The sequence below is a fragment of the Ferruginibacter sp. genome (genome assembly GCF_049840995.1).
Taxonomy (GTDB): Bacteria; Bacteroidota; Bacteroidia; order Chitinophagales; family Chitinophagaceae; genus Ferruginibacter.
Genome location: NZ_JASGIP010000008.1, coordinates 661987 through 687810, shown reverse-complemented (window position 1 = coordinate 687810; position 25824 = coordinate 661987). Strand labels below are relative to the sequence as shown.

General features: G+C 43.6%; 19 protein-coding genes. All 19 read left to right on the top strand.

Translation table 11 applies throughout. From position 1 onward, the window contains the following. Positions 1-17: 17 nt before the first annotated feature. The 19 genes from QM738_RS23855 (at position 18) to QM738_RS23765 (ending at position 25626) form a co-directional block, all read left to right on the top strand. Entirely contained in the window at positions 18-1199 is a 1182-nt protein-coding gene (locus tag QM738_RS23855) for an L-rhamnose/proton symporter RhaT (RefSeq protein WP_462279279.1), read from the top strand. Positions 1200-1258: 59 nt separating this feature from the next. After that, positions 1259-2287: a class II aldolase/adducin family protein gene (locus QM738_RS23850; protein ID WP_462279278.1), complete on the top strand. Its 1029-nt coding sequence runs from the start codon at positions 1259-1261 to the stop codon at positions 2285-2287. Next, positions 2217-3380, top strand: coding sequence for an SDR family NAD(P)-dependent oxidoreductase (locus tag QM738_RS23845; protein ID WP_462279277.1), 1164 nt, complete (start codon positions 2217-2219; stop codon positions 3378-3380). Before QM738_RS23850 ends, QM738_RS23845 begins: the two co-directional genes overlap by 71 nt. Before the next feature lie 100 nt (positions 3381-3480). Next, positions 3481-3795: an L-rhamnose mutarotase gene (gene rhaM / locus QM738_RS23840; protein WP_462279276.1), complete on the top strand. Its 315-nt coding sequence runs from the start codon at positions 3481-3483 to the stop codon at positions 3793-3795. Positions 3796-3943: 148 nt separating this feature from the next. Beyond that, positions 3944-5218 carry a sugar isomerase gene (locus QM738_RS23835; protein ID WP_462279275.1) on the top strand — a complete coding sequence of 425 codons (1275 nt, stop codon included), beginning with the start codon at positions 3944-3946 and terminating at the stop codon, positions 5216-5218. A 97-nt stretch (positions 5219-5315) separates the two neighbouring features. Then, positions 5316-5669: a four helix bundle protein gene (locus QM738_RS23830; protein ID WP_462279274.1), complete on the top strand. Its 354-nt coding sequence runs from the start codon at positions 5316-5318 to the stop codon at positions 5667-5669. Between the two features lie 31 nt (positions 5670-5700). Further along, positions 5701-7059 carry an FGGY-family carbohydrate kinase gene (locus QM738_RS23825; RefSeq protein ID WP_462279273.1) on the top strand — a complete coding sequence of 453 codons (1359 nt, stop codon included), beginning with the start codon at positions 5701-5703 and terminating at the stop codon, positions 7057-7059. Continuing rightward, on the top strand, positions 7059-7802 hold the full coding sequence (locus QM738_RS23820) for a (Fe-S)-binding protein (RefSeq protein WP_462279272.1): 744 nt from the start codon (positions 7059-7061) through the stop codon (positions 7800-7802). The genes QM738_RS23825 and QM738_RS23820 overlap by 1 nt, the downstream gene beginning before the upstream one ends. Positions 7803-7910: 108 nt before the next feature. Next, positions 7911-9284: a lactate utilization protein B gene (locus QM738_RS23815; RefSeq protein ID WP_462279271.1), complete on the top strand. Its 1374-nt coding sequence runs from the start codon at positions 7911-7913 to the stop codon at positions 9282-9284. After that, a complete protein-coding gene (locus QM738_RS23810; protein WP_462279270.1) occupies positions 9281-9862 on the top strand; it encodes a LutC/YkgG family protein in 582 nt (193 codons plus the stop codon). Before QM738_RS23815 ends, QM738_RS23810 begins: the two co-directional genes overlap by 4 nt. A gap of 410 nt (positions 9863-10272) precedes the next feature. Further along, on the top strand, positions 10273-12507 hold the full coding sequence (locus QM738_RS23805) for a fasciclin domain-containing protein (RefSeq protein ID WP_462279269.1): 2235 nt from the start codon (positions 10273-10275) through the stop codon (positions 12505-12507). 50 nt (positions 12508-12557) lie between these two features. After that, positions 12558-15836, top strand: a complete 3279-nt coding sequence (locus tag QM738_RS23800) for a SusC/RagA family TonB-linked outer membrane protein (RefSeq protein WP_462279268.1) — start codon at positions 12558-12560, stop codon at positions 15834-15836. A gap of 21 nt (positions 15837-15857) precedes the next feature. Then, on the top strand, positions 15858-16283 hold the full coding sequence (locus tag QM738_RS23795; protein WP_462279267.1) for a hypothetical protein: 426 nt from the start codon (positions 15858-15860) through the stop codon (positions 16281-16283). Beyond that, positions 16276-17367 carry a RagB/SusD family nutrient uptake outer membrane protein gene (locus tag QM738_RS23790; protein ID WP_462279266.1) on the top strand — a complete coding sequence of 364 codons (1092 nt, stop codon included), beginning with the start codon at positions 16276-16278 and terminating at the stop codon, positions 17365-17367. Before QM738_RS23795 ends, QM738_RS23790 begins: the two co-directional genes overlap by 8 nt. 27 nt (positions 17368-17394) lie before the next feature. Beyond that, the gene (locus tag QM738_RS23785; RefSeq protein ID WP_462279265.1) at positions 17395-19083 is read left to right on the top strand and encodes a fasciclin domain-containing protein; all 1689 of its coding nucleotides are present in this window, start codon (positions 17395-17397) and stop codon (positions 19081-19083) included. Between the two features lie 35 nt (positions 19084-19118). After that, positions 19119-20561 (top strand): fasciclin domain-containing protein, encoded by a 1443-nt coding sequence (locus QM738_RS23780; protein ID WP_462279264.1) that lies wholly within the window; start codon positions 19119-19121, stop codon positions 20559-20561. 38 nt (positions 20562-20599) lie between these two features. Continuing rightward, on the top strand, positions 20600-23752 hold the full coding sequence (locus QM738_RS23775) for a SusC/RagA family TonB-linked outer membrane protein (protein ID WP_462279263.1): 3153 nt from the start codon (positions 20600-20602) through the stop codon (positions 23750-23752). Positions 23753-23780: 28 nt separating this feature from the next. Continuing rightward, complete coding sequence (locus QM738_RS23770; RefSeq protein ID WP_462279262.1) at positions 23781-24662, top strand: hypothetical protein; 882 nt, start codon at positions 23781-23783, stop codon at positions 24660-24662. A 19-nt stretch (positions 24663-24681) separates the two neighbouring features. Next, positions 24682-25626 (top strand): RagB/SusD family nutrient uptake outer membrane protein, encoded by a 945-nt coding sequence (locus QM738_RS23765; RefSeq protein WP_462279261.1) that lies wholly within the window; start codon positions 24682-24684, stop codon positions 25624-25626. Positions 25627-25824: the final 198 nt, after the last annotated feature.

Genomic DNA, 25824 nt, shown 5'->3' with positions numbered 1-25824 from the left:
ATTTAAAAAGGATCTGTATGGGAGTTATTCTTGGAGTTATTTTTCACTTTATAGGAGGTTTTGCGTCAGGAAGTTTTTATATGCCCTACAAAAAAGTAAAGGGCTGGAGTTGGGAAAGTTTCTGGATCATTGGAGGTTTATTTTCCTGGCTGATCGTTCCACCGCTTGCTGCATATCTTACCATCCCGGGCTTTATGGATATTATTAAAGCCGCACCTTCTTCAATCATCGGCACTACTTTTTTAATGGGCCTGTTATGGGGTATCGGCGGTTTGACCTATGGCCTTGGCGTTCGTTATCTCGGTGTATCACTCGGCAGTTCCATCATACTGGGGCTTTGCTCCGTATTTGGTTCGCTGGTGCCTTCTATCTATTATTATTTCAATCCTAAAGAAGGAAAAGATACAATTGCCGACCTTTCCGGCACTACCTGGGGACTTACCGTTTTAGCAGGGTTGTTGCTTTGCTTGATTGGTATCATCATATGCGGTAAGGCGGGTGGTATGAAAGATAAGGATCTTGCAGCTGCCTCAACTGCTGACAGTGGTTCTGGTGACCTGCTGCATGGTGGCGAAGCTGACTATGCACATTCTCACCGCGATGCTTCTGGCAGTGAGTTTTACCTGGTAAAAGGATTGATACTGGCCATTATTTCGGGTGTATTGAGCGCCTGCTTCAGTTTTGGTATTGAAGCCGGTAACAGCATGGGCGCCACTGCCAACGAAATCTGGAAGGCCGCTCACCCCGGTGAAGGCGAATTCCTGTTCCGCAATAACGTGATATTTGTAGTGATACTGTGGGGTGGTTTAACCACTAACTTAATTTGGTGTTTGATACTGAATGCCCGCAATAAATCTTTCGGCGATTATACCAATGGTAAATCACCTTTGCTGAAAAATTATTTACTGTGTGCGTTAGGTGGTACCACCTGGTTCCTGCAGTTCTTCTTTTATGGCATGGGCGAAAGCAAACTGGGCAATGGCGCCAGTTCGTGGATACTGCACATGTCCTTCATTATTTTGGTGGCCAATATGTGGGGCATTGCATTAAAGGAGTGGAAAGGTGTAACACAAAAAACAAGAACAACTATCATTGCAGGCATCCTTACCATTATTCTTTCCGTATTGATAGTAGGATATGGTAATCAACTGCACGAAAAAGCAAAAGAAAAAGCTGCTGCAACTGCTGCAGTTCAATAATAAACAACAACTAATGTGGCTTTGATTGAATACAGCCCTGAATAACTAAATAGAATTTTATGTCGGTACAAACAGCACAATTTAAAAACGTAAGCTACCTGTGGGATGAAGCCAAAGCGGCTACCATGGCCGGTGATGAAGTAGCCTTACTGATCTATCGCTCCAACTTATTGGGAGCTGACCTGCGCCTTACCAACTATGGTGGCGGTAATACCTCCTGCAAAGCAATGGCAAAAAATCCGCTCACGGGTGAGGAAACAGAAGTAATGTGGGTAAAAGGCAGCGGGGGAGATATTGGCACCCTGAAAAAGAGCGGTCTTGCTGCATTATATGTGGACAGGCTGCGCAGTTTAAAGAACGTCTACCGGGGACTCGCACACGAAGATGAGATGGTGGAACTGTTCAACCATTGTATTTACGACCTGGCTTCCAAAGCCCCGTCTATCGATACGCCTTTACACGCATTTTTACCTTTTAAACATATCGATCACCTGCATCCTGATGCAGCCATCGCCATTGCTGCGGCAAAGGATGGTAAAAAGATCACACAGGAATTATTCAATGGCACCATTGGCTGGGTGGAATGGCAGAAACCGGGCTTTGACCTGGGCCTTAAACTGAAGCAATGCCTGGATGAAAATCCCGGTATCCGTGGTATCATGTTAGGCTCTCATGGTTTATTTACCTGGGGCGATACTGCTTATGAAAGTTATGTGAACACACTGGAAGTAATTGAGCGCTGTGCCGATTACCTCAATGATAATTATGGCAAGAAAGGCCCGGTTTTCGGTGGGCAAAAAATAACTTCTTTACCTAAAGAAGAAAGGCTGAAACAGGCTGCAGCACTGGCGCCTATTTTAAGGGGCTTCTGCTCATCTCAAACAAAAATGATCGGCCACTTTACCGATGATGAAAGGGCATTGGAATTCATGAACTCCAACGATCTTGCAAAACTGGCGCCATTGGGTACCAGTTGTCCCGATCACTTTTTACGCACCAAAGATCAGTCCGCTGGTATTGCCATTGACTGCAGGCGAAGACCTGAGCAATGTAGCTGCATTAAAAGAAAAACTGGCGCCGGAGTTTGATGCTTACCGTAAAATGTATGCAGATTATTACAACACCTGCAAACACCCCAACAGTCCTGCAATGCGGGATGCCAACCCGGTGGTGATCTTATATCCTGGTGTGGGCATGTTCACTTTTTCGAAAGATAAACAAACTGCCCGTGTTGCGGCAGAATTCTATATCAATGCCATCAATGTAATGAAGGGCGCAGAAGCTATTTCTGAATACACTTCTTTACCAAGGCAGGAAGCTTTCAATATCGAATACTGGCTGTTGGAAGAAGCCAAACTGCAGCGTATGCCCAAGCCAAAAGCTTTGAGTGGCAGGATCGCTTTGATAACCGGCAGCGCCGGTGGTATTGGTAAAGCGATCGCCAAAAAATTTGCAGAAGAAGGCGCCTGTGTTATCATCAACGATATCAATGAAGAAAGGTTACACAGTGCTACAGACGAATTTCAAAAAACATTCGGTAAAGATGCTGCGGCTGCAGTAGTGCTGGATGTTACCAATAAAGAAACCATCAGCAAAGCAATGGATAGTGCAGCGCTGGCATTCGGTGGTGTGGACATTATTGTGAACAATGCCGGTATCAGTACTTCCAAACCTATTGCCGATCATACTATTGCCGACTGGGATAAACTGTATGATATTTTAGTAAAAGGCCAGTTCCTGGTATCACAGGCAGGCATAGACGTAATGCGCAAGCAGGGCATTGGCGGCGATATTATCAATATCGTTTCTAAAAATGCCGTGGTGGCGGGTCCTAATAATGCAGGTTACGGTTCTGCAAAAGCGGCACAGGCGCATTTAACCAGGCTGATGGCTGCTGAACTGGGTACCGATAAGATCCGTGTGAACACGGTGAACCCGGATGCAGTAATTGCCGACAGTAATATCTGGGCAGGTGGCTGGGCCGAAGGCCGTGCCAAAGCTTATGGCATTACTGTAGAAGAACTGCCAGCCTATTATGCAAAACGCACCCTTTTAAATGAAGCTATTTTGCCAGAAGATATTGCCAACGCCTGCTTTGCATTTGCGGGTGGCCTGCTCAATAAATCGACCGGTAATGTGCTGAATGTGGATGGTGGTGTTGCAATGGCTTTCTTACGCTAATTAAAGATTTACATATATAGCAACAAGCAATCAAAAAAGGTTGATGATTTTCTAATCTGTCAACCTCTATTTTTTTAAAACAGTATTTAATCAATTATACATGACAAGGGTGGCATTTAAGATGCAACTGTTTGCCGGAAAAAAAGAAGAGTACAAAAAGCGCCATGATGAAATATGGCCGGAGTTGGTGGAATTATTAAAGCAGACAGGTATCAGTGAATATTCTATTTTTTTAGATGAAACTACCAATAGTTTATTTGGAGTACTGAAAGCAGAAAACCCTGCAGCACTCGATAATTTACCTTCTCACGCTGTAATGCAAAAATGGTGGGCTTATATGGGCGATATCATGGATAGTAATCCTGATAATTCACCGGTGAGTATTCCGCTGGAAGAGGTTTTTTATTTACCTTGATGGAGTTTTGAGTACAGAGTGCAAAGTACAGAGTTTGGGGTGTAAGTAAGCGGAGCTCACAACTCACTACTGACGACTCACCACTCACGACTCACTACTCACGTCTCACGATTGACTATAACAACGATTAACGATAAAACAAGAACAGATGCTATTAGATAAAAAATTAATTGCCGACAGCAACAGTAAAGCATTAGCCGCACACCAGCGTAAATTTAATTTTGCGGCGCAGGAAATTGCGGGAACGGAAGCGATCATAAAAAAATTAATGGATTTCCAGGTGGCTATTCCCAGCTGGGCATTGGGCACGGGTGGTACCAGGTTTGGCCGCTTTCCCGGCGCCGGCGAACCGGGCAGCCTGGAAGAAAAGATAGAAGATGTGGGTTTGCTGCATGCGCTCAATAATTCTAGTGGCGCTATTTCATTGCATATTCCATGGGATATTCCTACGGATGCCAATGCGATCAAAAATCTTGCTGCACAACACGGTTTGCTGTTTGATGCAGTAAATTCCAACACCTTTCAAAATCAACCCGGTCAAAAAGAGAGTTATAAATTCGGTTCGCTGCAGCATGTGGATAAAGCGGTGCGCAAGCAGGCGGTGGATCATAATATTGATGTGATCAAACACGGTGTGAACCTGGGCTCTAAATCATTAACGGTTTGGATAGCCGATGGCAGCTGCTTTCCCGGCCAGCTGAATTTCCGCCATTCGTTTGAGAACACACTGGAAAGCTTACACGAAATTTATGCTGCATTACCTTCTGACTGGAAGATGTTTGTGGAATACAAAGCCTACGAACCTAATTTTTATTCGATGGCGGTAGGTGACTGGGGCCAATCTTTATTGTATGCCAATAAACTGGGTAATAAAGCTTATACATTGGTTGATTTAGGACATCACTTGCCCAATGCCAATATTGAGCAGATCGTATCTTTATTGCTGATGGAAGGCAAACTCGGTGGTTTCCATTTCAATGATAGTAAATATGGTGATGATGATCTTACCGTAGGCAGTATGAAACCTTATCAACTGTTCCTGATCTTCAGCGAACTGGTGGAAGGTATGGACGCAAAAGGCATGAACCATGCTACTGATCTTGGCTGGATGATCGATGCCAGTCATAATGTAAAAGATCCATTGGAAGATCTGCTGCAATCAGTAGAAGCCATTATGATCGCTTACGCACATGCGTTACTGGTAGACAGAAAAAAATTAACCGAAGCACAAAAGAATAATGATGTGGTGGCGGCACAGGAGGTATTGCAGAATACTTTCCGCACCGATGTAAGGGCTATTGTTGCCGAAGCAAGATTGAGGGCCGGCGCGGCGCTGGATCCTGTAGGATTTTTCAGGGAACAAAAGATAAGGCAACAGCTGATCAAGGACAGGGGGACGAGCACGATAGCAACAGGGCTGTAGCGTGAGTGGTCAGTGGTGAGTAGTGAGTAGTGAGTGGAGTTGGTAAGAGGGGATGGTATATATTTAAGTAATTTTTTAACTACTTAAATTTCGTACTATGTTTTTACAATTAGCCCACACAAAACTGACCGTTTATGAATCCTCCGGAGCACTGACTCTTGAATGTTACAAAGTGACGAGGTGTTTTCCTGCGGATGAAAAATTTGCATTAGTATCACAGATAAGAAGAGCTGCTGTCTCGGTTCATTTGAATATAGCAGAAGGCTCTTCAAGAAAATCTTTAAATGAAAGAACAAGGTATTTTGAAATAGCGAGAGGTTCAGTAATTGAAGTTGATAGCGCAATTGGAATTGCAGTTAAGATAGGGTATGTTTCAGAACAGGATGTACAGGCGCTTGGAGAAAAAATCATCAAGACTTTTAAATTATTAACAGGCATGATAAAAAATTGAGTGACTCACTACTGACCACTCACTACTCACAATGAATGCAACCCCGGTCATAGCGATCTTCGATGTTGGCAAGACCAATAAAAAACTGTTTTTGTTCGATGAGCATTACCGGATAGTTTTTGAAAAGACTTTGCAGTTTACCGAAACAACGGATGAAGATGGTGATCCCTGCGAAAACCTGGAAGCATTGACGGAATGGGGCAGGAGTTCATTAAAAGAACTGACCGAACTGGGGGAGTTTGATATTAAAGCACTGAATTTTTCGGCCTACGGCGCCAGCTTTGTACATATTGATAAGGTGGGTAAACCTGTAGCGCCCTTATACAATTACCTCAAGCCATTTCCCGAAGATCTGAAGAAAAAATTTTACGATGATTATGGTGGAGAGATACCGGTATCCATGATCACCGCTTCGCCGGTATTGGGCAATTTGAATTCAGGTATGCAATTGTACCGGTTGAAGTATAAAAAGCCGGAAGTTTTTGATAAGATCGATTATTCATTGCACCTGCCGCAATATTTAAGCTATTTAATTACGGGGCAGGCTTACAGCGATATCACCAGCATTGGCTGCCATACCAACCTGTGGAATTTTCCGCAGGATAATTACCATGAATGGGTATTACGGGAAGGTATAGCCGAAAAACTGGCGCCTTTGTTCTCTTCTGCCGATGTGGTGGAAGCAAGGGCTTTCTGGAAAGATTTTAAAGTGGGTATCGGTCTGCACGATTCCTCCTCTGCATTGATACCTTACCTGGCCTGTTTTAATGAGCCTTTTGTGCTCATCTCCACCGGCACCTGGTGTATCACTTTGAACCCGTTCAATAAATATCCTTTAACAGAAGAGGAGCTGAAACAGGATTGCCTGTGCTACATGAGTTACCGCGGTGAGCCCGTAAAAGCAAGCCGCCTGTTTGCAGGTAATGAACATGAAACAGAAACCAAACGCCTGGCAACACATTTCAATAAGCCCAACGATTTTTATAAAACCGTGGAGTACGATGAAAAGATCATCAACGCACTCACCGGTAATAACCCTGCTGCACCGGAAATAAAATTTGCAGAGCGCAATCTGTCGGATTATAAAAATTATGAAACAGCTTATCACCGTTTGATACTCGACATTATGTGGCAGCAACTGGCTTCCACCAAACTGGTGATACAGGATGAAAATGTGAACCGCATTTTTGTAGATGGTGGTTTTAGTAAGAATGCTATTTATATGCACCTGCTGGCCGAGGCATTCCCGGATATGGAAGTATATGCAGCTTCGGTGGCGCAGGCAACAGCAGTAGGTGCGGCACTGGCAATTCACAAACACTGGAACAGCAAACCGCTGCCCGGTGATATCATTGACCTTAAATTTTATGCAAAGCCCAGTATAGTGTGATGAATGTAGGATTATTTATACCCTGTTATGTCAACCAGTTTTACCCGCAGGTAGCCATTGCCACGCTGGAGCTTTTAGAAAAATTCAACTGCAAAGTGGGCTATCCTTTACAACAAACCTGTTGCGGGCAACCGATGGCCAATTCCGGTTACGAGAAAATGGCGCAATCCTGCAACGAATTATTCACGGATAATTTTGCGGAATTTGATTACGTGGTTTGTCCTTCAGGCAGCTGTACACTGCATATAAAAGACCATTTGCACAGCAATAAAAATGAAGCCGGAGCATCCGGTATCCGCAGTAAAGTGTACGAGCTCACAGAATTTTTAGTGGATGTATTAAAAGTGGAAAATATTGAAGCATCTTTTCCTTATAAAGTAGGTGTACACCAAAGTTGCCACGGGCAAAGAGGGCTGCATACTTCGCAGATGAGCGAACTGGTAGATCAACCTTTTTCCAAAGGAGATTTTCTTTTGCAGAAAGTAAAAGGATTGGAATTGATCAAACTGAACCGGACAGATGAATGCTGCGGCTTTGGTGGTACGTTTTGTGTGGTGGAAGAAGCGGTGAGCGCCAAGATGGGCAAAGACCGCATTGCGGATCATGAAAAAAATAATGTGGAAGTAATTACCGGTGGTGATATGAGTTGCCTGATGCACCTGGAAGGGATCTTGAAGCGGAAGAAAAGCAGGATACAGATCAGGCATATTGCGGAGATTTTGAATGCCCCCTCCGCCCCCTAAAGGGGGAACCTGCGTAGATTGATGCGGGGCAAATGAAATCGAATAAAGAAAATGAGCGGATCAAATTTTTAACCAAACACAATTAATTCCCCTTTAGGGGTTAGGGGTATGTCAGCAACAAATGCAAAACATCCAGAATTAGCTACCGCCTTTAATAAAGATGAGGCGAGGGTAGACTGGCATGATGAAACATTGTGGTGGATACGGCAGAAGCGGGATAAAGCAGCGTGGACCATTCCTGAATGGGAACAGCTGAGAGAAACGGCTTCTGGAATAAAAAATAATGTACTCAGCAACCTGCACGAATATTTAACGGAGTTTGAAGCCAATGCAAAAGCCAATGGCATTATTGTACATTGGGCGGCTGACGCTAAAGAACACAACGAGATCGTACATGCTATTTTAAAAGAGCACCAGATAAAGCAGATCGTTAAAAGCAAATCGATGCTTACGGAAGAGTGTGGACTGAATGAATACCTTGCTAAAAATAATATTGATGTGGTGGATACGGACCTGGGTGAACGTATTGTGCAATTAGCGAATGAACATCCCAGCCATATTGTATTGCCTTGTATACATTGGAAGAAAGAAGAAATAGGGGAGTTGTTTCATCAACATCTCAATACACCGAAAGGGAATGCAGATCCGCAATTTTTAACACATGCTGCTAGACTGCATTTAAGAGAAAAATTCTTGACGAGGCGCATCGCTATTACAGGAGTGAATTTTGCGGTTGCTGAAACCGGTGAATTTGTGGTATGCACCAATGAAGGCAATGCTGATATGGGAGCGCATTTAGCCGATGTACATATTGCCTGCATGGGTATTGAAAAATTAATTCCGCAACGTAAACACCTCAGTGTATTTCTCCGGTTGCTGGCAAGGAGTGCAACGGGTCAGCCGATCACAACCTATTCCAGCCATTTTAAAAAACCTATTGCCGGCCAGCAAGTGCATATTGTATTGGTGGATAATGGAAGAACAGTGCAACTGGGCCGTGAATCTTTCCGCAATTCTTTAAAGTGCATCCGCTGTGCGGCCTGTTTCAATACCTGTCCTGTATACCGCAGAAGTGGCGGCCACAGTTATCATACTGCTATTGCAGGACCGATAGGGGCGATATTGGCACCTAACCTGGATATGAAAAAATATGCGGATCTTCCTTTTGCATCCACGCTTTGCGGCAGTTGCAGCAATGTATGCCCGGTAAAGATCGATATACACAATCAATTGTACCAATGGCGGCAGCAGATAACGGAAGAAGGTTATTCTCCCAAAACAAAAACTGCAGCCATGAAAGTAATGGCCACCACGCTTTCAAAACCGGGGCTATTCAATTTTGCAGGCAAGATGGGCAGGTGGACGTTGCGCTATCTTCCTTTTTTGGTGAATAACAAACTGAACCCCTGGTATAAGCAAAGAGAGTTACCAGCACCTCCTAAACAATCCTTTACAGAATGGTATAAAAAGAACCGGAAATGAGCAGCAGGGAAAAAATATTAGCGGCCGTAAAAAATAACCAGCCTGCATTGCAGCAATTGCCGGTATTGGAGGATCTTACGCCTGTACAATACCAGGATAAATTTGAGCAGTTTACGAATGTATTAAAGACCATCGGTGGTAACGTGGTGGTAATGAATAGTATGGATGGTATTGCTTACTATGTAAAAAATAATTTCGGCAGTACGCATATTGTTACCACAATAAATGAATTACCAGGCATACAGCAACTGGACAATACACTGGATCCGCATTTTTTGGAAAATATAGAACTGGCTGTAATAAAAGTACTGCTGGGTGTTGCAGAAAATGGTGCCGTATGGGTAACTGATGCTGCGATAAAAATTCGTGCACTGCCTTTTATATGCCAGCATCTTGCAGTGGTATTAAATAAAAAAGACATAGTGCATAATATGCACGAAGCCTATGAAAATATCGGTAATAACGGGTATGATTTTGGCGTTTTCATTGCCGGCCCTTCAAAAACAGCTGATATTGAACAATCTTTAGTGCTTGGAGCACACGGACCAAAAACGATGACCGTTTTTGTTATTGAATAAACCCCATCTTTTTATTGTGTATACAGGATTATTTGCATGGCAGATAAAATCCACATTTGTGGATAAGCCGCTGCCAGCAAGATTTTTACAGGATGCCACAGGATAGTGGTTTATGTAGAAAAACTGAATTTAGTTGCGTAAAAAGTAAAGAACTACTGCTAATTGATTACTGCTGCTGCAGCGTTTGATACTGTTTACATTTTCGATGTAAAAATTTATTTCGGAAAAGACCACGAGCTGCTATATGAGAAAAAACAAATCTTCTTACTCACACAGAAACCTGTCCACCACCAGGTTTTACAATCAAACAATTTATTTGGTATTAACTGTATCTGTGTAAGGTATTTTCTTTTCTATATATAGCGCCTGGGTATAATTAGCAAATTATTTATTTCAAAGTAGGAATTAATATGCGTAAAAAATTTTACCAACTGGCGTATGTAGTTATTATTGCTGCATTATTTACTTCTTGTAAAAAGAAATTTGATGAGTACTATGAAAGGCCGTCTAACCTTGCCGATCCTATCTATACCCAGCTTGTGAACAATGGTAAGTTCACCAACTTTGTGTCCCTTATTGATAAAGCAGGTTATAAGTCAACTTTAGCTGCTGCAGGCTACTGGACCATTTTTGCACCTACCGATTCTGCTTTTACTGCGGATGCTGAATTCACTCAATTCATTAAAGACCGCGGATTTAGCAGTGTGTCTGCAGTGGATTCCACCACAGCGCAGATGATCGTACAATACCTGCTGGTGTTCAACGCTTTTGAAAAATCAAGGATCGATGATTATCAATCCTCACTGGGATGGGTACCCGATAATGCTTTTAAACGCCGTACGGCTTATTATACCGGTTTTTATAATGATACCGATTATAATAATGTTGCTTACAAAGCCATTGCTTCCAACCGTAACAATACCAGTACCAATACCGGTTATTATGTACTGGCAGATAATAACAATAAATATATTCCCTGCTTTACCAGCGAATATTTTGCAGCACAGGGTTTAAGCGCTGCTGATTACAATTATTTTTATCCTACTTCTACGTTCTCCGGTTTTAATATTGCCAACGCAAGGGTTACTCAAAAAGATATTGCTGCTGAAAATGGCGTGATACATATCATCGACCGTGTGGTGACACCTGCAAAAAGTATCGACGAATATTTACGCAACAAACCCAATTACAGCCTGTTCAGGAGTATCATTGAAAGGTTCATGGTACTTTTTATCAAGAACTCGGATGCTACAAGAAGATACCAGGTATTGCATGGTGGTACTACAGATGTTTCTGTAAAAGTATATTCCAACCTGCTGGCTTTTTCTCCCAACAACGAAAACTATTTTAAACTACAGGATAATGACGGGCAAAGAGATGGCTGGACGATGTTTGCTCCTACCAATGATTCTTTGAGCAAGTATATCAACACAGTGGTGCTGCAACAATATCCAAGTATCAATTCACTGCCGTTGAGCATCATTGCCGACCTGCTGAATGCACATATGTGGACCAGTACTGTTTGGCCAAGTAAATTCAATACTACCTATAATTTCCTGGGCGAGCCTGCCAAGATGAATCCCAATACTGATATCGTAGAGAAAAAAGTATTGAGCAATGGTTTGTTCTACGGTACTAAAAAAGTAAACGAGCCTAATGTGTTCGCTACTGTATACGGTAAAGCTTACCTGGATCCACGTTATTCTTTAATGACGAGGTTGCTGGATATGGAGATCAAGGGCAATATCACCAACCCGAATGTAAAATATACTTTGTTCATGATGTCGGATGCGGTACTGGCGGCCAGGGGTTACAGTTATAACTCCAGCAATAACGGTTGGGTATTTACCAATCCTGTTGGCGGTGCCACTTCCACCAACGACAGTAACAGGCTGAACTTATTAAGGATGCTGTATTCCGGTGTGATCGAAACACCGAACAATGAACTGAACAATATCGGCACCACTGGTGTAAAAGGTATCATCGGTTCTTACGGTGGCGAGTATATTAAATACGATGGCAACCAGGTATACACTGCAGGATCGATAGAGCGCAATGTTACTGTAAGGATAGATAGTGTAAGGCAGGTATTGAACGGACAGGTGGTGTACATTAACGAATTAATGTATTTCCCTTACCAGCTTATCGGGAATAATATCAGCACACTGGGTACGCCCACTACATCTGAGTTCAATTATTTCTGGAACTATTTAAAAAATTCTACTTTATTCAATACCACCACTTTTGAAATAACGGGTATCACTGCCGGTTCTTACTATACCGTATTTATTCCAAAGAATTCTGCGATCATACAGGCAGTGAATGATGGCGTGCTGCCGGGCACTGCGGGTGTACCCAACTATACACCTACTTTAACTGCGGACAAATTGAAAGTAGAGAATTTTATCAACTACCACATACTGGACAAACGAACAGTGATAGCGAATGGTGCTGATATCGGTTCGTTCCCATCACTGCTGAAGAATACAGCTGGAGACCCGGTGACTTTCTCGATACTTTACCCGGGCGGTGTGTTTGAGCTGGGGGATGGGTATGGACGAAAGGCGAGAATGGTTACCACGTTGAACAATAACCTTTCTAACCGAACGGTGATACACCTGATAGATAATTACCTGAAATATTAAGACCTATAAAAGCCATTTTAAAAGCGCTAAAACACAAAAGAAATTTTATAATGAAAGTATTAATCACAAAAATCAGCTGCCTGTTGTTAGCAGTTTTGTTTGCCGGAGCTGTTTCGGCACAAACCCCCGCCACAACTGTACAGGGAAAAATTACAGGTGCCAATAAAAAACCTGTGGAGCATGTTACTGTTGCAGAAGTGGATGCTGACGGCAGAACGATACATGCGGTAAAAACTGACGTGGAAGGAAACTTTGTAATGAAGATATCGAGCACGAAGAATAAAATATCGATCAGCCATATCAGTTACCGCTCTCAAACGCTGGCTATCAACACCCGCACTACTTTCAATGTGTCGCTGGAAAGCAATAGTAAGGATATGGGCGATGTGGTGGTGGTATCGCAGAGAAAAGTGGATAACGGTAACGTGGCCATTCCTGAAAGGGAGCTTACCACAGCGCAATCGCATATTGCTGCCAAAGACCTGGAAGAGATGCAGGCTGCTTCTATTGACCAGGCCTTACAGGGACGCTTACCCGGTGTTGATATCACTGCCAACTCCGGTGATCCCGGTGCCGGTATGCAGATCCGCATCAGGGGTACTTCTTCTATCAACTCTTCCAACGATCCGTTGATAGTGGTGGATGGTATGCCTTACGAAACTTCTATTCCATCTGATTTTAACTTTGGTTCTGCTGATGAAATGGGTTATGCAAGCTTATTGAATATTGCGCCTACTGATATACGTGATATCACCATTTTAAAAGATGCTGCTGCCACTGCCGTATGGGGTTCAAGGGCTGCGAATGGTGTGGTGGTGATCACTACCAAGAGGGGAGCGGTAGGTAAACCTGCTTTTACTTATACCAATAAAACTTCTGTTACCAAACAACCGGAAGCGATACCGATGCTTACCGGCGACCAGTATTCCACACTGATACCCGAAGCCTACATGAATGCTACTGGTACACCGCTGAATACACAGAGCATTAAAGAATTTCAATACGATCCGAATGATCCTTACTGGTATAATAACTACAGCAAGAACACCAACTGGATCAAAGCGATCACACAGATCGGCCTTACACAGGATAATAATATTTCAATGACCGGTGGTGGTGAAAAAGCACGTTACTATGCATCACTTGGTTACCTGGATCAGAAAGGTACCACCATCGGTACTTATTTAAAACGTATCAGTACCCGTATCAACCTGGATTATATTGTATCTGAACGCATCCGCTTTAAATCCGATTTTTCCTATTCGTATACTGACAACAACAGGAACTTTGCTTTGAATTTAAGGGACCTTGCTTATCGTAAAATGCCAAACATGAGCATTTATGAGTACGATGAATTTGGTAATTTATCCGGCAACTATTTTACGCCTGCTACCAATATCCAGGGCCAGTACCTCGGTATCAACAGCAGCAGCAACGTAACCGGTACCACCAACCCGGTGGCAATGGCTAAAGATGCCAAGAACAATATCATCAGCCAGCGTGTAACACCGCACTTTAACCTGCAGTACGAAATTCTGAAAAAAGTACTGATGGCAACTTTTGATGTACAGTTTGATGTGAACAATAATAAGAACAACAGTTTCCTTCCTCAAACCGCTACCGGAAGGCCATGGACAGAACCTTCTGTGAACAGGGCTTATGATGGGGATATCGATGTGTTCAACGTGCAGACAAAAACAAACTTAGTGTACACGCCAACGTTCAAGAGCCCGAATCACTCTTTGATCAGCTTTGTTTCGCTGACCACTTATGATAACAAATATGTGTCGCAGGAAATACTGACCTCCAATACCGCTTCTTCTGTATTGCAGGATCCTTCTTCTCCTTCGCGTACGCAGAACGGTGAGAGCCGCCTGACAGCCAGCACTGGACAGACAAGGAGCGTGGGCCTGCTGGTGAATGCACAATATGGTTATAAAGACCGCTATATCTTCAACGCCGGTTTGCGTGGCGATGGTAACTCAAGATTTGGTCCTGAAAACCGTTATGGTTTATTCCCTTCTGCTTCTGTACGCTGGAGGATATCAGACGAAAAATTCATGAAGCGTTTCCAGAAAAGCATCGACGACCTGAGCTTCAGGGCCAGTTACGGTCAATCGGGCAATGCTCCTAAAAAGGATTATACCTATATCAATACCTACAACACTTTTACATGGTCGTACCTGGGCCAGGCGGGTGTTTATCCTGCCAACATGCAATTGTCGGACCTGAAATGGGAAACCATTGTTGGACAGAATGCCGGTATCAACCTGAGTATGTTCAAACGCCGCTTAACGGTGGATGCAGAGTTTTATGTGAACCGTACCAAGAATATGTTCTTCCCCGGCCTGCAGATATCTTCTGTAAATGGTTTCAGCAGCGTGGATATGAACGTGGGTACCATGGATAACCAGGGTTTTGAATTAGGCCTGGGCGTTACTCCTTACAAAACAAAAACATGGCAGGTTGATTTCAATTTCAACATTGCACGCAATATCAATATCATCCGCGAAATATCTGATCTCTATCCTTTGGATAAAGGAGATATTACTACCAACGGTACTTACAAAACTTACATGCAAGTGGGTAATCCTTTCGGATTTTTCTACGGCTTTAAATACAAAGGTGTTTATAAAGACCTGCAATCCACCATTGCTACTGATGCCAATGGCAAGAACATCATTGGCCCGACAGGACAAACCATTTACATGAAGTTCAACTATCCAAGTATTGGTTATACCTTCCAGCCGGGTGATGCGATGTATGAAGATATCAACCATGATGGTAACATCAACTACCAGGATATTGTTTACCTCGGTAACAGTAACCCTAAATTCACCGGTGGTTTTGGTACTTCAGTAACTTATAAAGGTCAATGGAAATTCACCACGTTCTTCAACTACCGTTATAAAGTGGACCTGGTGAATGGTACCAAGATCAACACCACCAACATGTATGGCTTCGATAACCAGAGCACCGCTACTTTAAGAAGGTGGAGAAAAGAAGGTGATGTTACCGATATGCCAAGGGCCATGTACCGTACCGGTTATAACTGGCTGGGTAGCGACCGTTATGTTGAAGATGGTTCGTTCCTGCGTTTCAGAACGGTGACCATACGTTATACTGCTTCTAAAAAATTAGTACAGAAACTGAAAGTAAAAAACCTGAGCGCTTACTTAACTGCTGAAAACCTGTTTACATGGACCAACTATACCGGCCAGGATCCTGAAGCAAGTGTAAGGGGTAGTGATCCATTCAGGGTAGCGATAGATTATTCTTATACACCGCCAGTAAAAACATACACCATAGGTATCACCGCAAGTTTTTAAAATCATTTAAAAGAAGTAACAATGTTTAAGAAAATAGTTTCGATCGTATTGATAGCGGCCCTGGCACTGCCATTCGGCTCCTGTAAAAAATGGCTGGATCTGCAGCCGCAGGATGGACTGACCGGTGCGGAGTACTGGAAAACAAAAGAGCAGGTACAGGCTGCCGTTATAGGCATCTATGCATCGCTTACCGGTTCTGCCACCGGTTCCAGGAATAATGCAGAATCATTCTTCCTGTGGGGAGAGTTAAGGGCTGATATGATCAACAGCACCCTTTTTACTGCTGCAGAGCAGGTGGATATCATCAATGTGAATATCCTGCCTACCAATACAGTGGCCAACTGGCGTGGTATTTACGAAACCATCAACTACTGCAACACAGTAATTGATTCTTGCACCGGGTGTTTTAACTGCCGATCCTACATTTACGCAATCCGCTTTGGATAAAGCCATTGCCGAGGCAAAAACGATCCGTGCGCTCATGTACTTTTACCTGGTACGTACTTTTGACCAGGTGCCTTTAAAATTAAAAGCCACTACCAGTGATGCAGATATTGTTTCTATCCCTAAAAGCAGCCAGGACGAAGTGCTTACACAGGCGCTGAAAGACCTGAGTGAAGCAGAGCCATTTGCTGTAACAGATTATGGCGACAGGGCTTCTAATAAAGGAAGGATCACTAAAGCTGCTATCAATGCCATACAGGCGGATATTTACCTGTGGATGGAAAAATATACCGAATGCGTTACTGCCTGCAACAAAGTGATCAACTCTAACCAGTTTGGTTTAATAAGCGGTACCGATGCCAACACCTGGTTTCAAACACTGTATGTGAATGGCAACAGCAACGAAAGTATTTTTGAACTGCAGTTCGATCAGCAAAGACTGAATACATTCAACTCATTGTTCAATGCCAGTAAAAAATTTATTGCCAGCCCGATCGTAATGGATGAAGTATATACCGTTGATTTTACTGATCCTACAAAATTTGATATCAGGGCGGATGGGGCTGCTGTAAGAGCTACAGACCAGACGATCTGGAAATACATTGGTTTGAATAACTCCGGTAATAACAGCAGTATCCGAGCAGCGGAAGAATCTTATGCACACTGGATCATGTACCGCTATGCTGATGTGTTGCTGATGAAAGCAGAAGCGCAGAACCAGTTGGGCAACGGCCAGGAAGCACTGGATATCGTTAACATTATCAGGAACAGGGCAAGGGCATTGATCGCCACAGCTGCCAATCCTGCACCCAGCGATAAAGTAGCCATTGCAGATTATATTTTAAGGGAAAGAACGAGGGAATTTGCATTTGAAGGCAAACGCTGGTATGATATTTTAAGGAATGCACGCCGCAACAACTACCAGCGCCTGGACCTGCTGATAGATATGGTGTCCGGCACGGTGCCGCCTAACCGGCAGCAATCGGCTATTGCAAAGTTCAAGGATAAGAACTGTCATTACCTGCCGATCTACACTTATGAACTGACCACCAACAAAGCATTAGTACAAAACCCCTTTTATAAATAAATTGTTTTAAAATATAAATCTTGGTATATGAAAAAACATTTAGGCATCCTGGTAACAGCAATCGTTAGCCTGCTTATCATTTTCTACAGCAGCAGCTGTAAAAAAATTAAGTATGTTGAAGCTACCACCACCGATCTTAATATCTATGGCTATATAAAAGCCAATCCCTCTAAATATTCCTCTATCGGAACGATCGTGGATAAATCGGGGTATGCAGGTTTTTTAAATGCTTACGGATCTTATACTATGTTTGTACCAACAGACAGCGCCGTTAGCCTGTATTTAACAGAAATAAACAAAACGCTTGCTTCACTCACCGAAGCAGAAGCACAGGCCATCGTTAAATTCCACTTGCTGGAAGATACGCTGACCACGGCAACATTTAAAGATGGTAAACTGCCTACTATCACGATGTACGGGCAATACCTGGTTACCAGCGTGGTGAACAATGGCGGTACATCTACCATACTTGTTAACAGGCAGGCTACTATCACCGCAGGTAATATCAAAACCGGTAATGGTTTGATCCACCAGATAGACAGGGTGTTGAAACCTGCTTCCAAATCTATTTCAGAACTTATTTCTGCCGATACCAGGTTCTCTATTTTTAAACAGGCATTGCAGGCTACCGGTTACTATGATACGCTGAATACAGTTAACAGTACAGTACCGGGCTTAAGAAGGTGGTTCACTGTATTTGCAGAAACCAACCAGGCATTGGCTGATTCCGGTATCACCAGCTTTGCAGCATTAAAAACAAAATATTCCAATACAGGTAACCCTTTGAATCCACTGGACAGCCTGAACATTTACGTTAAGTATCATATACTACCTGATAACAAATACCTGGCAGATATCGTATCAGCAAGTTCACACGTTACACTGGCCCCACTGGAAGTACTGGCATCCAAACTGGATGATGTGAAAGTATTACTGAACGATCTTGACTTTAACGGTGTGCATGAAAAAGGCGTGGAGATAGAGCGTACCACCAGCGATATTTCCGGTACCACCGGTGTGCTGCATACTGCGCTGGCCCACTTTGCACCCAAAGTGCGTCTCCCGACAGCTGTATACTGGGATGTAGCGGATTTTCCTGAAGTAAGAAAACTGCCTGCAGTATTCAGGAGAGGTAACTTCAGTTTCCCTTACGGCGGTATCAAGGATATCACATGGGACAGAACCACCAACACCATGGATTATGCCTACACCACTTCATCATCTATCAACGTGTATTACGGCGATTACCTGAGTGTGCCCATGGGAAATACCACCAGGCACAACTGGATAGAATTCACCACACCGATCATCATCAAAGGAAGGTATAAAGTATGGGTATGCTACAGGGCGGCAAAAGGTTCGGGTACGGTAGGTTTACCGGGCGGATCGAACATGCCGGTGCAGCCATCATTTGATGGTGTGGATCTTTCAAGGCAGTTCAACTTCTGCGAGCAGCGCCCGAATCTTTCTGATGGCGAACTGGAAGCATTGGGCTGGAAAAAATATTCACCCAGCACCACGCAGTTCATGACCGGTAAGTTCCTGGGCATTATAGATGTACCTACAACAGACAGGCATAAATTCAGGTTAAGGTCACTACCGGCTGCGGGTACCGGAAACCCATCCGATTACCTGGATATGGTTCACTTTATTCCGATCAATCAAAACCAGTATTTACCAAGATTTGCAGTTGACGGTACGCTGCAGTACTTCTAAGAAAGACAACTATATCAGTTCATAAATATTACAAAATGTATACTAAAAAGAATATAGCGGGCATCCTATTGTGTTTTACGATCGTAATTACGGGATGTAACAAATGGAAAGACCATACAGAAGTGGTACAACAGGATCTTACTCAAAACCTGTTGCAGGCAGTAACTGCCAACCCCGACCTGAGTAAGTTCAGGGAATACGTGGGCCTTGCAGGACTGGATTCTGTATTGCAGAACACCAAGACCTATACGGTATGGGCGCCTACCAATACGGCTTTGCAAACCATCGATCCTGCAACAGTGGCTGATAAAGCAAAACTGAGGGCCTTCCTGCTCAACCATATTTCCAACCAGTTATATTTTACAAGAGATGTGGCGGTGCCCCTGCGTATACAGATGCTGGGTGGTAAATACAATAATTTCAGCACCGTAAAATTTGATGAAGCGGCACTGGCCACTACTGATAAATATGTAAGCAATGGTGTGCTGCATACCATTAAAGCCATGGTGCCGCCATTGCAGAGCATCTGGGAATTCATCGGCAGTACCACCGGTCAGTATGCACAGAATGCGTATGTAATGGGGTTGAACTATAACGCCTTCGATCCTACAAAAGCAGTGATCGACAGTATCAGTGTGTTGACCGGTTTACCGGTATATCATCCCGGTACGGGCATTGTACAGCGCAATTATTTTAACGACAGGGTATATGATGTAAAAAGAGAAGATAAGCAATACACTTACTTCATAATGCAGGATGCCAATTTTGTACTGGAAGCAGATTCTTTAAAACCTTATTACGCCGCACTTACCACCACTATAACGGATAGCCTTACACGCTGGAATGTGGTAAAGGACCTGGCGTATGAAGCCCCTTATCAAACCACCTTTGTAATGCCGCAGCCACTGGTATCTAAATTCGGTATCACGGTGCCGATCAACAGCGCCTTTGTGGTGGATGTAAAAAGAATGAGCAATGGGTATGTGTACATTATGAGCAAGATAGATGTGCCTACCAAAGGTAAATTCACACCCATAACCATCCAGGGCGAAGCGCCAACAGGGTTTATACAAACTGATAAATCGGCCTATATCAATTACAGGGTTCGTTTAAATCCCGCTACAGGCATTACTTTCAACGATCTGTATGTTGCCAGCGGCCATGGTGTTACCGGCTTTTATGCTTACTACCGTACTTCGGATATGCCATCCATGAAGTATTCATTGTATGCTGTGGCCAGCAACGATTTTCAAACAGGTGCATTGGTGCAGAGTTTTGTAGCATGGAATACAGCATTGGGCGCTTCTGTTGGAACCCTTACACACAATGTGCCGCTGTATACTGCAGCAGGTGCATATAATGAACTATACCTGGGAGATATCACCAATACAAGGTTTGGTACTATTGACTGGAGGCTGACCGCCACCACTACTGGACCTGTATTGCTGGATTATGTTCGCCTGGTTCCGGTACCTTAATATAAAACTCTTTATCAAAGCTATTTTATTCTATTATCATGCATATTTATAAAAAGATACTAACGATTGCTGTGGCGTTGACCTGCTGCTTATGGGTAAATGCTCAAAAAGAAGCAACAAAAACCACGGAAAATAAATTCAGGGTAAGCGGTACTGTTACCAATGCCTCTACCGGTAAACCACTCCGCGGTATAAGGCTGAGCTATAAAAACTTTGCTGCATCCATTACCGACAGCGCCGGAACTTTTGTGATCAAAGTGCCCGGCAGCGAAGTGCTGCTGCTGGTGGAAGGCGATGGCTACCAAACCAAAGAAGTATCCGTTAAAGGCCTCAGTAATTTAAAGATCGCACTGTTTGAAGATGGTTTTTCTTCTGCATCGGATGAAGTGGACCTGGTACAGGGACATACCACCCGTACGCTGGCGCCTTTTGCTGTAGCAGGCGTACAGTTCAGCGATGGATGGAGCAGGAGCAACGAAACACCCGATTCGTACCTGCAGGGAAAAGTTGCGGGCCTGAATGCGATCCGCAGGAGCGGTACACAAAATGTGGGCGCCACACTTTTTTTAAGGGGCATCAATTCTTTATACGCCACCAACCAGCCATTGATCATTGTTGATAATGTGATCTTCAATAATAACAATACCGGAGGTTCTATCATCTCTAATAATTATACCAACCCGCTTTCCACCATCGATGTAAGGGATATTGATAATATCACTGTGCTGAAAGATGCTTCTTCCTTATATGGTACAAAAGGCGGTAACGGTGCGATCATCATCACCACCATACGTGCAAAGGAACTGGGTACAAAGATCGATTTTGCAGTGTACGGTGGTTACAACATGCTGCCTAAAAATCTGCCGGTAATGAATGCTGCAAATTACAGGACCTATCTTTCGGAGATACTGAAAACAAAAGGTATGACGGATGCAGATATACAGGCGCAGCCTTATATGAATGACGATCCATCACAGTCTAACTACTATGCCTATCATAACCAAACCAACTGGCAGGACCTGGTTACCCAGAAGGCATACACGAAGAATATTTACCTGAAAGTAACAGGTGGTGATAATATTGCCAAGTATGCGATCTCTTTAGGCTTCCTGAAAAATGACGGCATTTCAAAAAATACTGACCTTTCAAAATACAATATGCGGTTCAACGGCGATCTGAACTTAAGTCGCCGTATGACTGCTACCACTAACCTGAGCTTTTCTTTTGCAGAACAGAATATCTGGGACCAGGGGAGTGCTTCAAAAACAAACCCGATCTTCCTGGCATTGGTAAAAGCGCCGTTCCTGCGTACCAATGATGTATCTGCAACAGGTATTGAATCACCCATCATTGCTGATAAGGATACATTAAATATAAGCAACCCGTTTGCCATTACCAGCGCAGGCGTGGGGCTGAATAAATCTTACCGCTTCCTGGGTTCAATTGGTTTTAATTACGACCTGGTAAAGAACGTAACACTTTCCACTACGGTAGGTGTGGTATATCATAAAGTAAGAGAGAACTTTTTTATACCACGTAAAGGTGTGGTGCCTGATACCCTCTTTAATGCTGTAGCTTACAGCAGGCTGGGTACACAGGTAAAATCACTTTTCTCTTTGTATAACGATACCCGTTTAACTTACCGCACTATTTTTAATAAAAAACATTCCTTCTCTGCTATTGCTGGGTTAAGGTACCTGAAAGATAAATCTGAACAGGACTTTGGACTGGGTTACAACTCTGCTATTGATGAACTGGTGAGCGTGGGTAATGGTTTGAATGCATTGAGGAAGATCGGCGGTGAGATCGGTGAATCAAAATGGGTGAATACTTATTTCAATGCAGATTATTCTTATGCCGATAAATATTTTATCTCTGCCAATTTAGCTGCAGATGCTTCCAGCCGTTTTGGAGAAAAAGTTGCCAGCGGCATCAATGTTAATTCCAATGTGTTTGCTATACTGCCTTCTGTTGCAGCAGCATGGTTGGTATCCGGCGAAAAATTCATGGCCAGCAGCAAAATCGACCTGTTTAAAATAAGGGCTTCGTATGGCTTATCAGGTAACGATGATATTGGTAATTATACGGCACAACAAACTTATACTTCTCAAAATCTTCTGGGCATGCAGGGACTGGTACGTGCAGGTATTGCCAACAACGAGCTGCAATGGGAAGTAGTAAAAAAACTGAACCTGGGTGTGGACTTTGCTGTATTGAATGAAAGACTGCAGTTTACTTTCGACATCTTTAAAAATAAAACTGATAAACTGATCACTTACGAACCGGCGCCATCTGCCAGTGGTTTTGATTACGTGGTAACCAACAGCGGCGGTTTAAAAACAGATGGCTACGAATTGTCTGCCACTGCACGTATCATTACCAACAAAAACTTTAACTGGGATGCAGGTTTCAGCATAGGCAAATACAAATCTTCCGTTACAAAATTACCTGCAGGTAAAATCATTACCAGCTTTGGCGATGCCACTTATGTAACGCAGGAGGGTGGAGCCCCCAATGAATTCTATGGGCACAAGGCCAATGGTGTGTATGTTTCTGATGCAGTAGCAGCAGCAGAAGGATTATCCATAAGAAAAGCAGACGGAACACTGGTGGCTTTTAAAGGCGGTGATATCCGTTTTGTTGATATGAACGGTGATAAAGTGATCGATGATAATGACAGAACCGGTATTGGTAATCCTAACCCGGACCTGTATGGATCTTTTTACAACAGGTTCAGCTATAAAAGATTTACACTGAATGCGGTGTTCAGCTTTACATCGGGCAACAAAGTATACAACTATACCCGTGCGCAACTGGAAGGCATGGACAATGCCTATAACCAGACTGATGCCGTGCTGAACAGGTGGAGGACCAATGGCCAGGTGACCAACATGCCTAAGGCAACCTGGGGCGACCCGATGGGTAATGCACGTTTCAGCGACCGATGGATAGAAGATGGTTCTTACCTGCGTTTGAGGACCGTTACCTTCTCTTACGATGTGCCATTGAAATCAAATTTCTTTAAGTATGCAACCTTATACGCAACCGGCAATAATTTAATCACTTTGACCAATTACAAAGGATACGATCCGGAGTTCAGCGCTACGGAAAGCATCTTTGGACAAGGGGTGGATAATACACTGGAACCACAGTTCAGATCAGTACAGGTGGGCTTCAGGATCGGTTTATAAAATATCAAGTTATAAAATTTTTATACAGATGAAATTAGTTAAGAAAATTACGATGAGCTTTTTTGCAGCAGGTGTATGCATTGGTATGGCTTCCTGCAAAAAATTAGTGGAAGTGGAACCTCAAACCAGTGTAGGCGTTGCCGATATGTACCGCAATGTGTTTGATGCAGATGCTGCTGTGATCGGTATCTATGGTAAGTTGATGAAACTGGCCAAGCCTTACGTACTGATGAACGAGCTGCGTGCCGACCTGATGGATATTACCACCAATGCTGATGCCAACCTGCGCCAGCTGAGCGAGCACACTGCTACAGTAAATAATCCTTACATCGATCCGCAGCCTTTTTACGAAGTGATCGTGAACTGTAATGATGTGCTGAGCAACTTTAAAAAAATGTATGCGCAAAGCAAACTGAAAGAAGCTGAATATACACAGCGCTATTCTGATATCGGTGCCATCCGCAGCTGGGTGTATTTACAACTGGGTATTCACTATGGAAAGATACCGTATATCACCAACCCGCTGGTGCAGGTGAAAGACCTGAATGACAGCGCCAACTTCCCGATGCTTACTTTACCGGTACTGATCGACTCGCTGGTGGCCTTCACTGAAAAATTACCTTATACAGATGATTATCCAACCGGTACTACTTTACAGACCGTGGTGGATGGCTACAGCACCAATAAATTCTTTATCAATAAAAATATTTTACTGGGCGATCTTTACTTATGGCAGGGCCAGTATGATAAAGCTGCCGACCGTTATAAAAGGGTAATGGAGATCAACGGGTCAACCGGAAGCTCCACGCAGTTTTATAATCAATACAAAATATCCAATGGTGCTACTTCTCCATCACTCAACAGCATCAGCTATACCCGTGGATTAGATTTCAGTTCATTGAATCTATGATGGCGTAAGCTGGAGGAATTTGTTTGAAAGGCCGATGGGGGATAACGAATTTTTCTGGGAGTGGATATGGGCATTGCCATTTGATAAGAACTTTGAACCTACCAACCCTTTTGTAGACCTGTTTTCGCCTAATGGTGGCAGTTATCTTGTACAGCCTGCACAGCAAGCAATTGATTACTGGAACAGCCAGACGCAGATATACACTTTTACAGCCGGTACACCAACTGTGCCCGCTGTGTTCCGCGACAACTTTCCTTTTGATTCAAGAGGTGTTTTCAGCTATCGCCAGATCAATGGCAAGAACACCATTATGAAATACCTGTACAATTATTTAGGTACCAATAACCTGCCGATCAGTACGCTGAGCAAGCCGGGCAAATGGTTCCTGAACAGGGGCGCTACATTGCACCTGCATTATTCCGAAGCGGCCAACCGTGCCGGCAGGATGAAAGTGGCTTATGCGCTTACCAACAGGGGTATCGGTTATACATTCGACAGTATACCGGGCCTGGGCGGTACAAGGGACGTAACAAAATTCCAGCAGACCTTTTTACCTTGGCCTTATGATTTTGACGCACGCCAGGGTGATGCACCTTCTTACCGTAACCCATGGTACCGCAACAGCGGTATCCGCGGCAGGGCAGGGTTGAAGCCGGTGTTCATCGACTCGACCAAATATTTCAGTATGTCAACCCCCGGGCCGGTAAAACCATTATCGGATTCGCTGGGTTACCAGAAATTCATTGAAGACATGATCGTAACAGAAGACGCCCTGGAACTGGCTTTTGAAGGCCAGCGCTGGAGCGACCTGCTGAGGGTGGCCATCCGACGCAACGATCCTGCTTTCCTGGCAGATAAAGTGTATGATAAATTACGCAAATCAGGCCTGTCGGCCGGTGCAGCCAGCGCCGCCAGGGCCAAACTGATGAACAAAGACTGGTTCCTCCCTTTTAAATTCAAGTAATAATAAAACCCTTTTCAACGTATGGCGCCTGCTTTTTGCAGGCGCTTTTTTTATCTCAAAATTTTCCCGGGCAGGATGCAGCAGGACAGTACAGGATGATGTCCATTATTTCTTTTATATATTAGTTATCAGAATAGTGTGTTGCATGCTTATGAGAAACTACTATTCAATGCAATCGATTGCATAGTTTTTTCACCT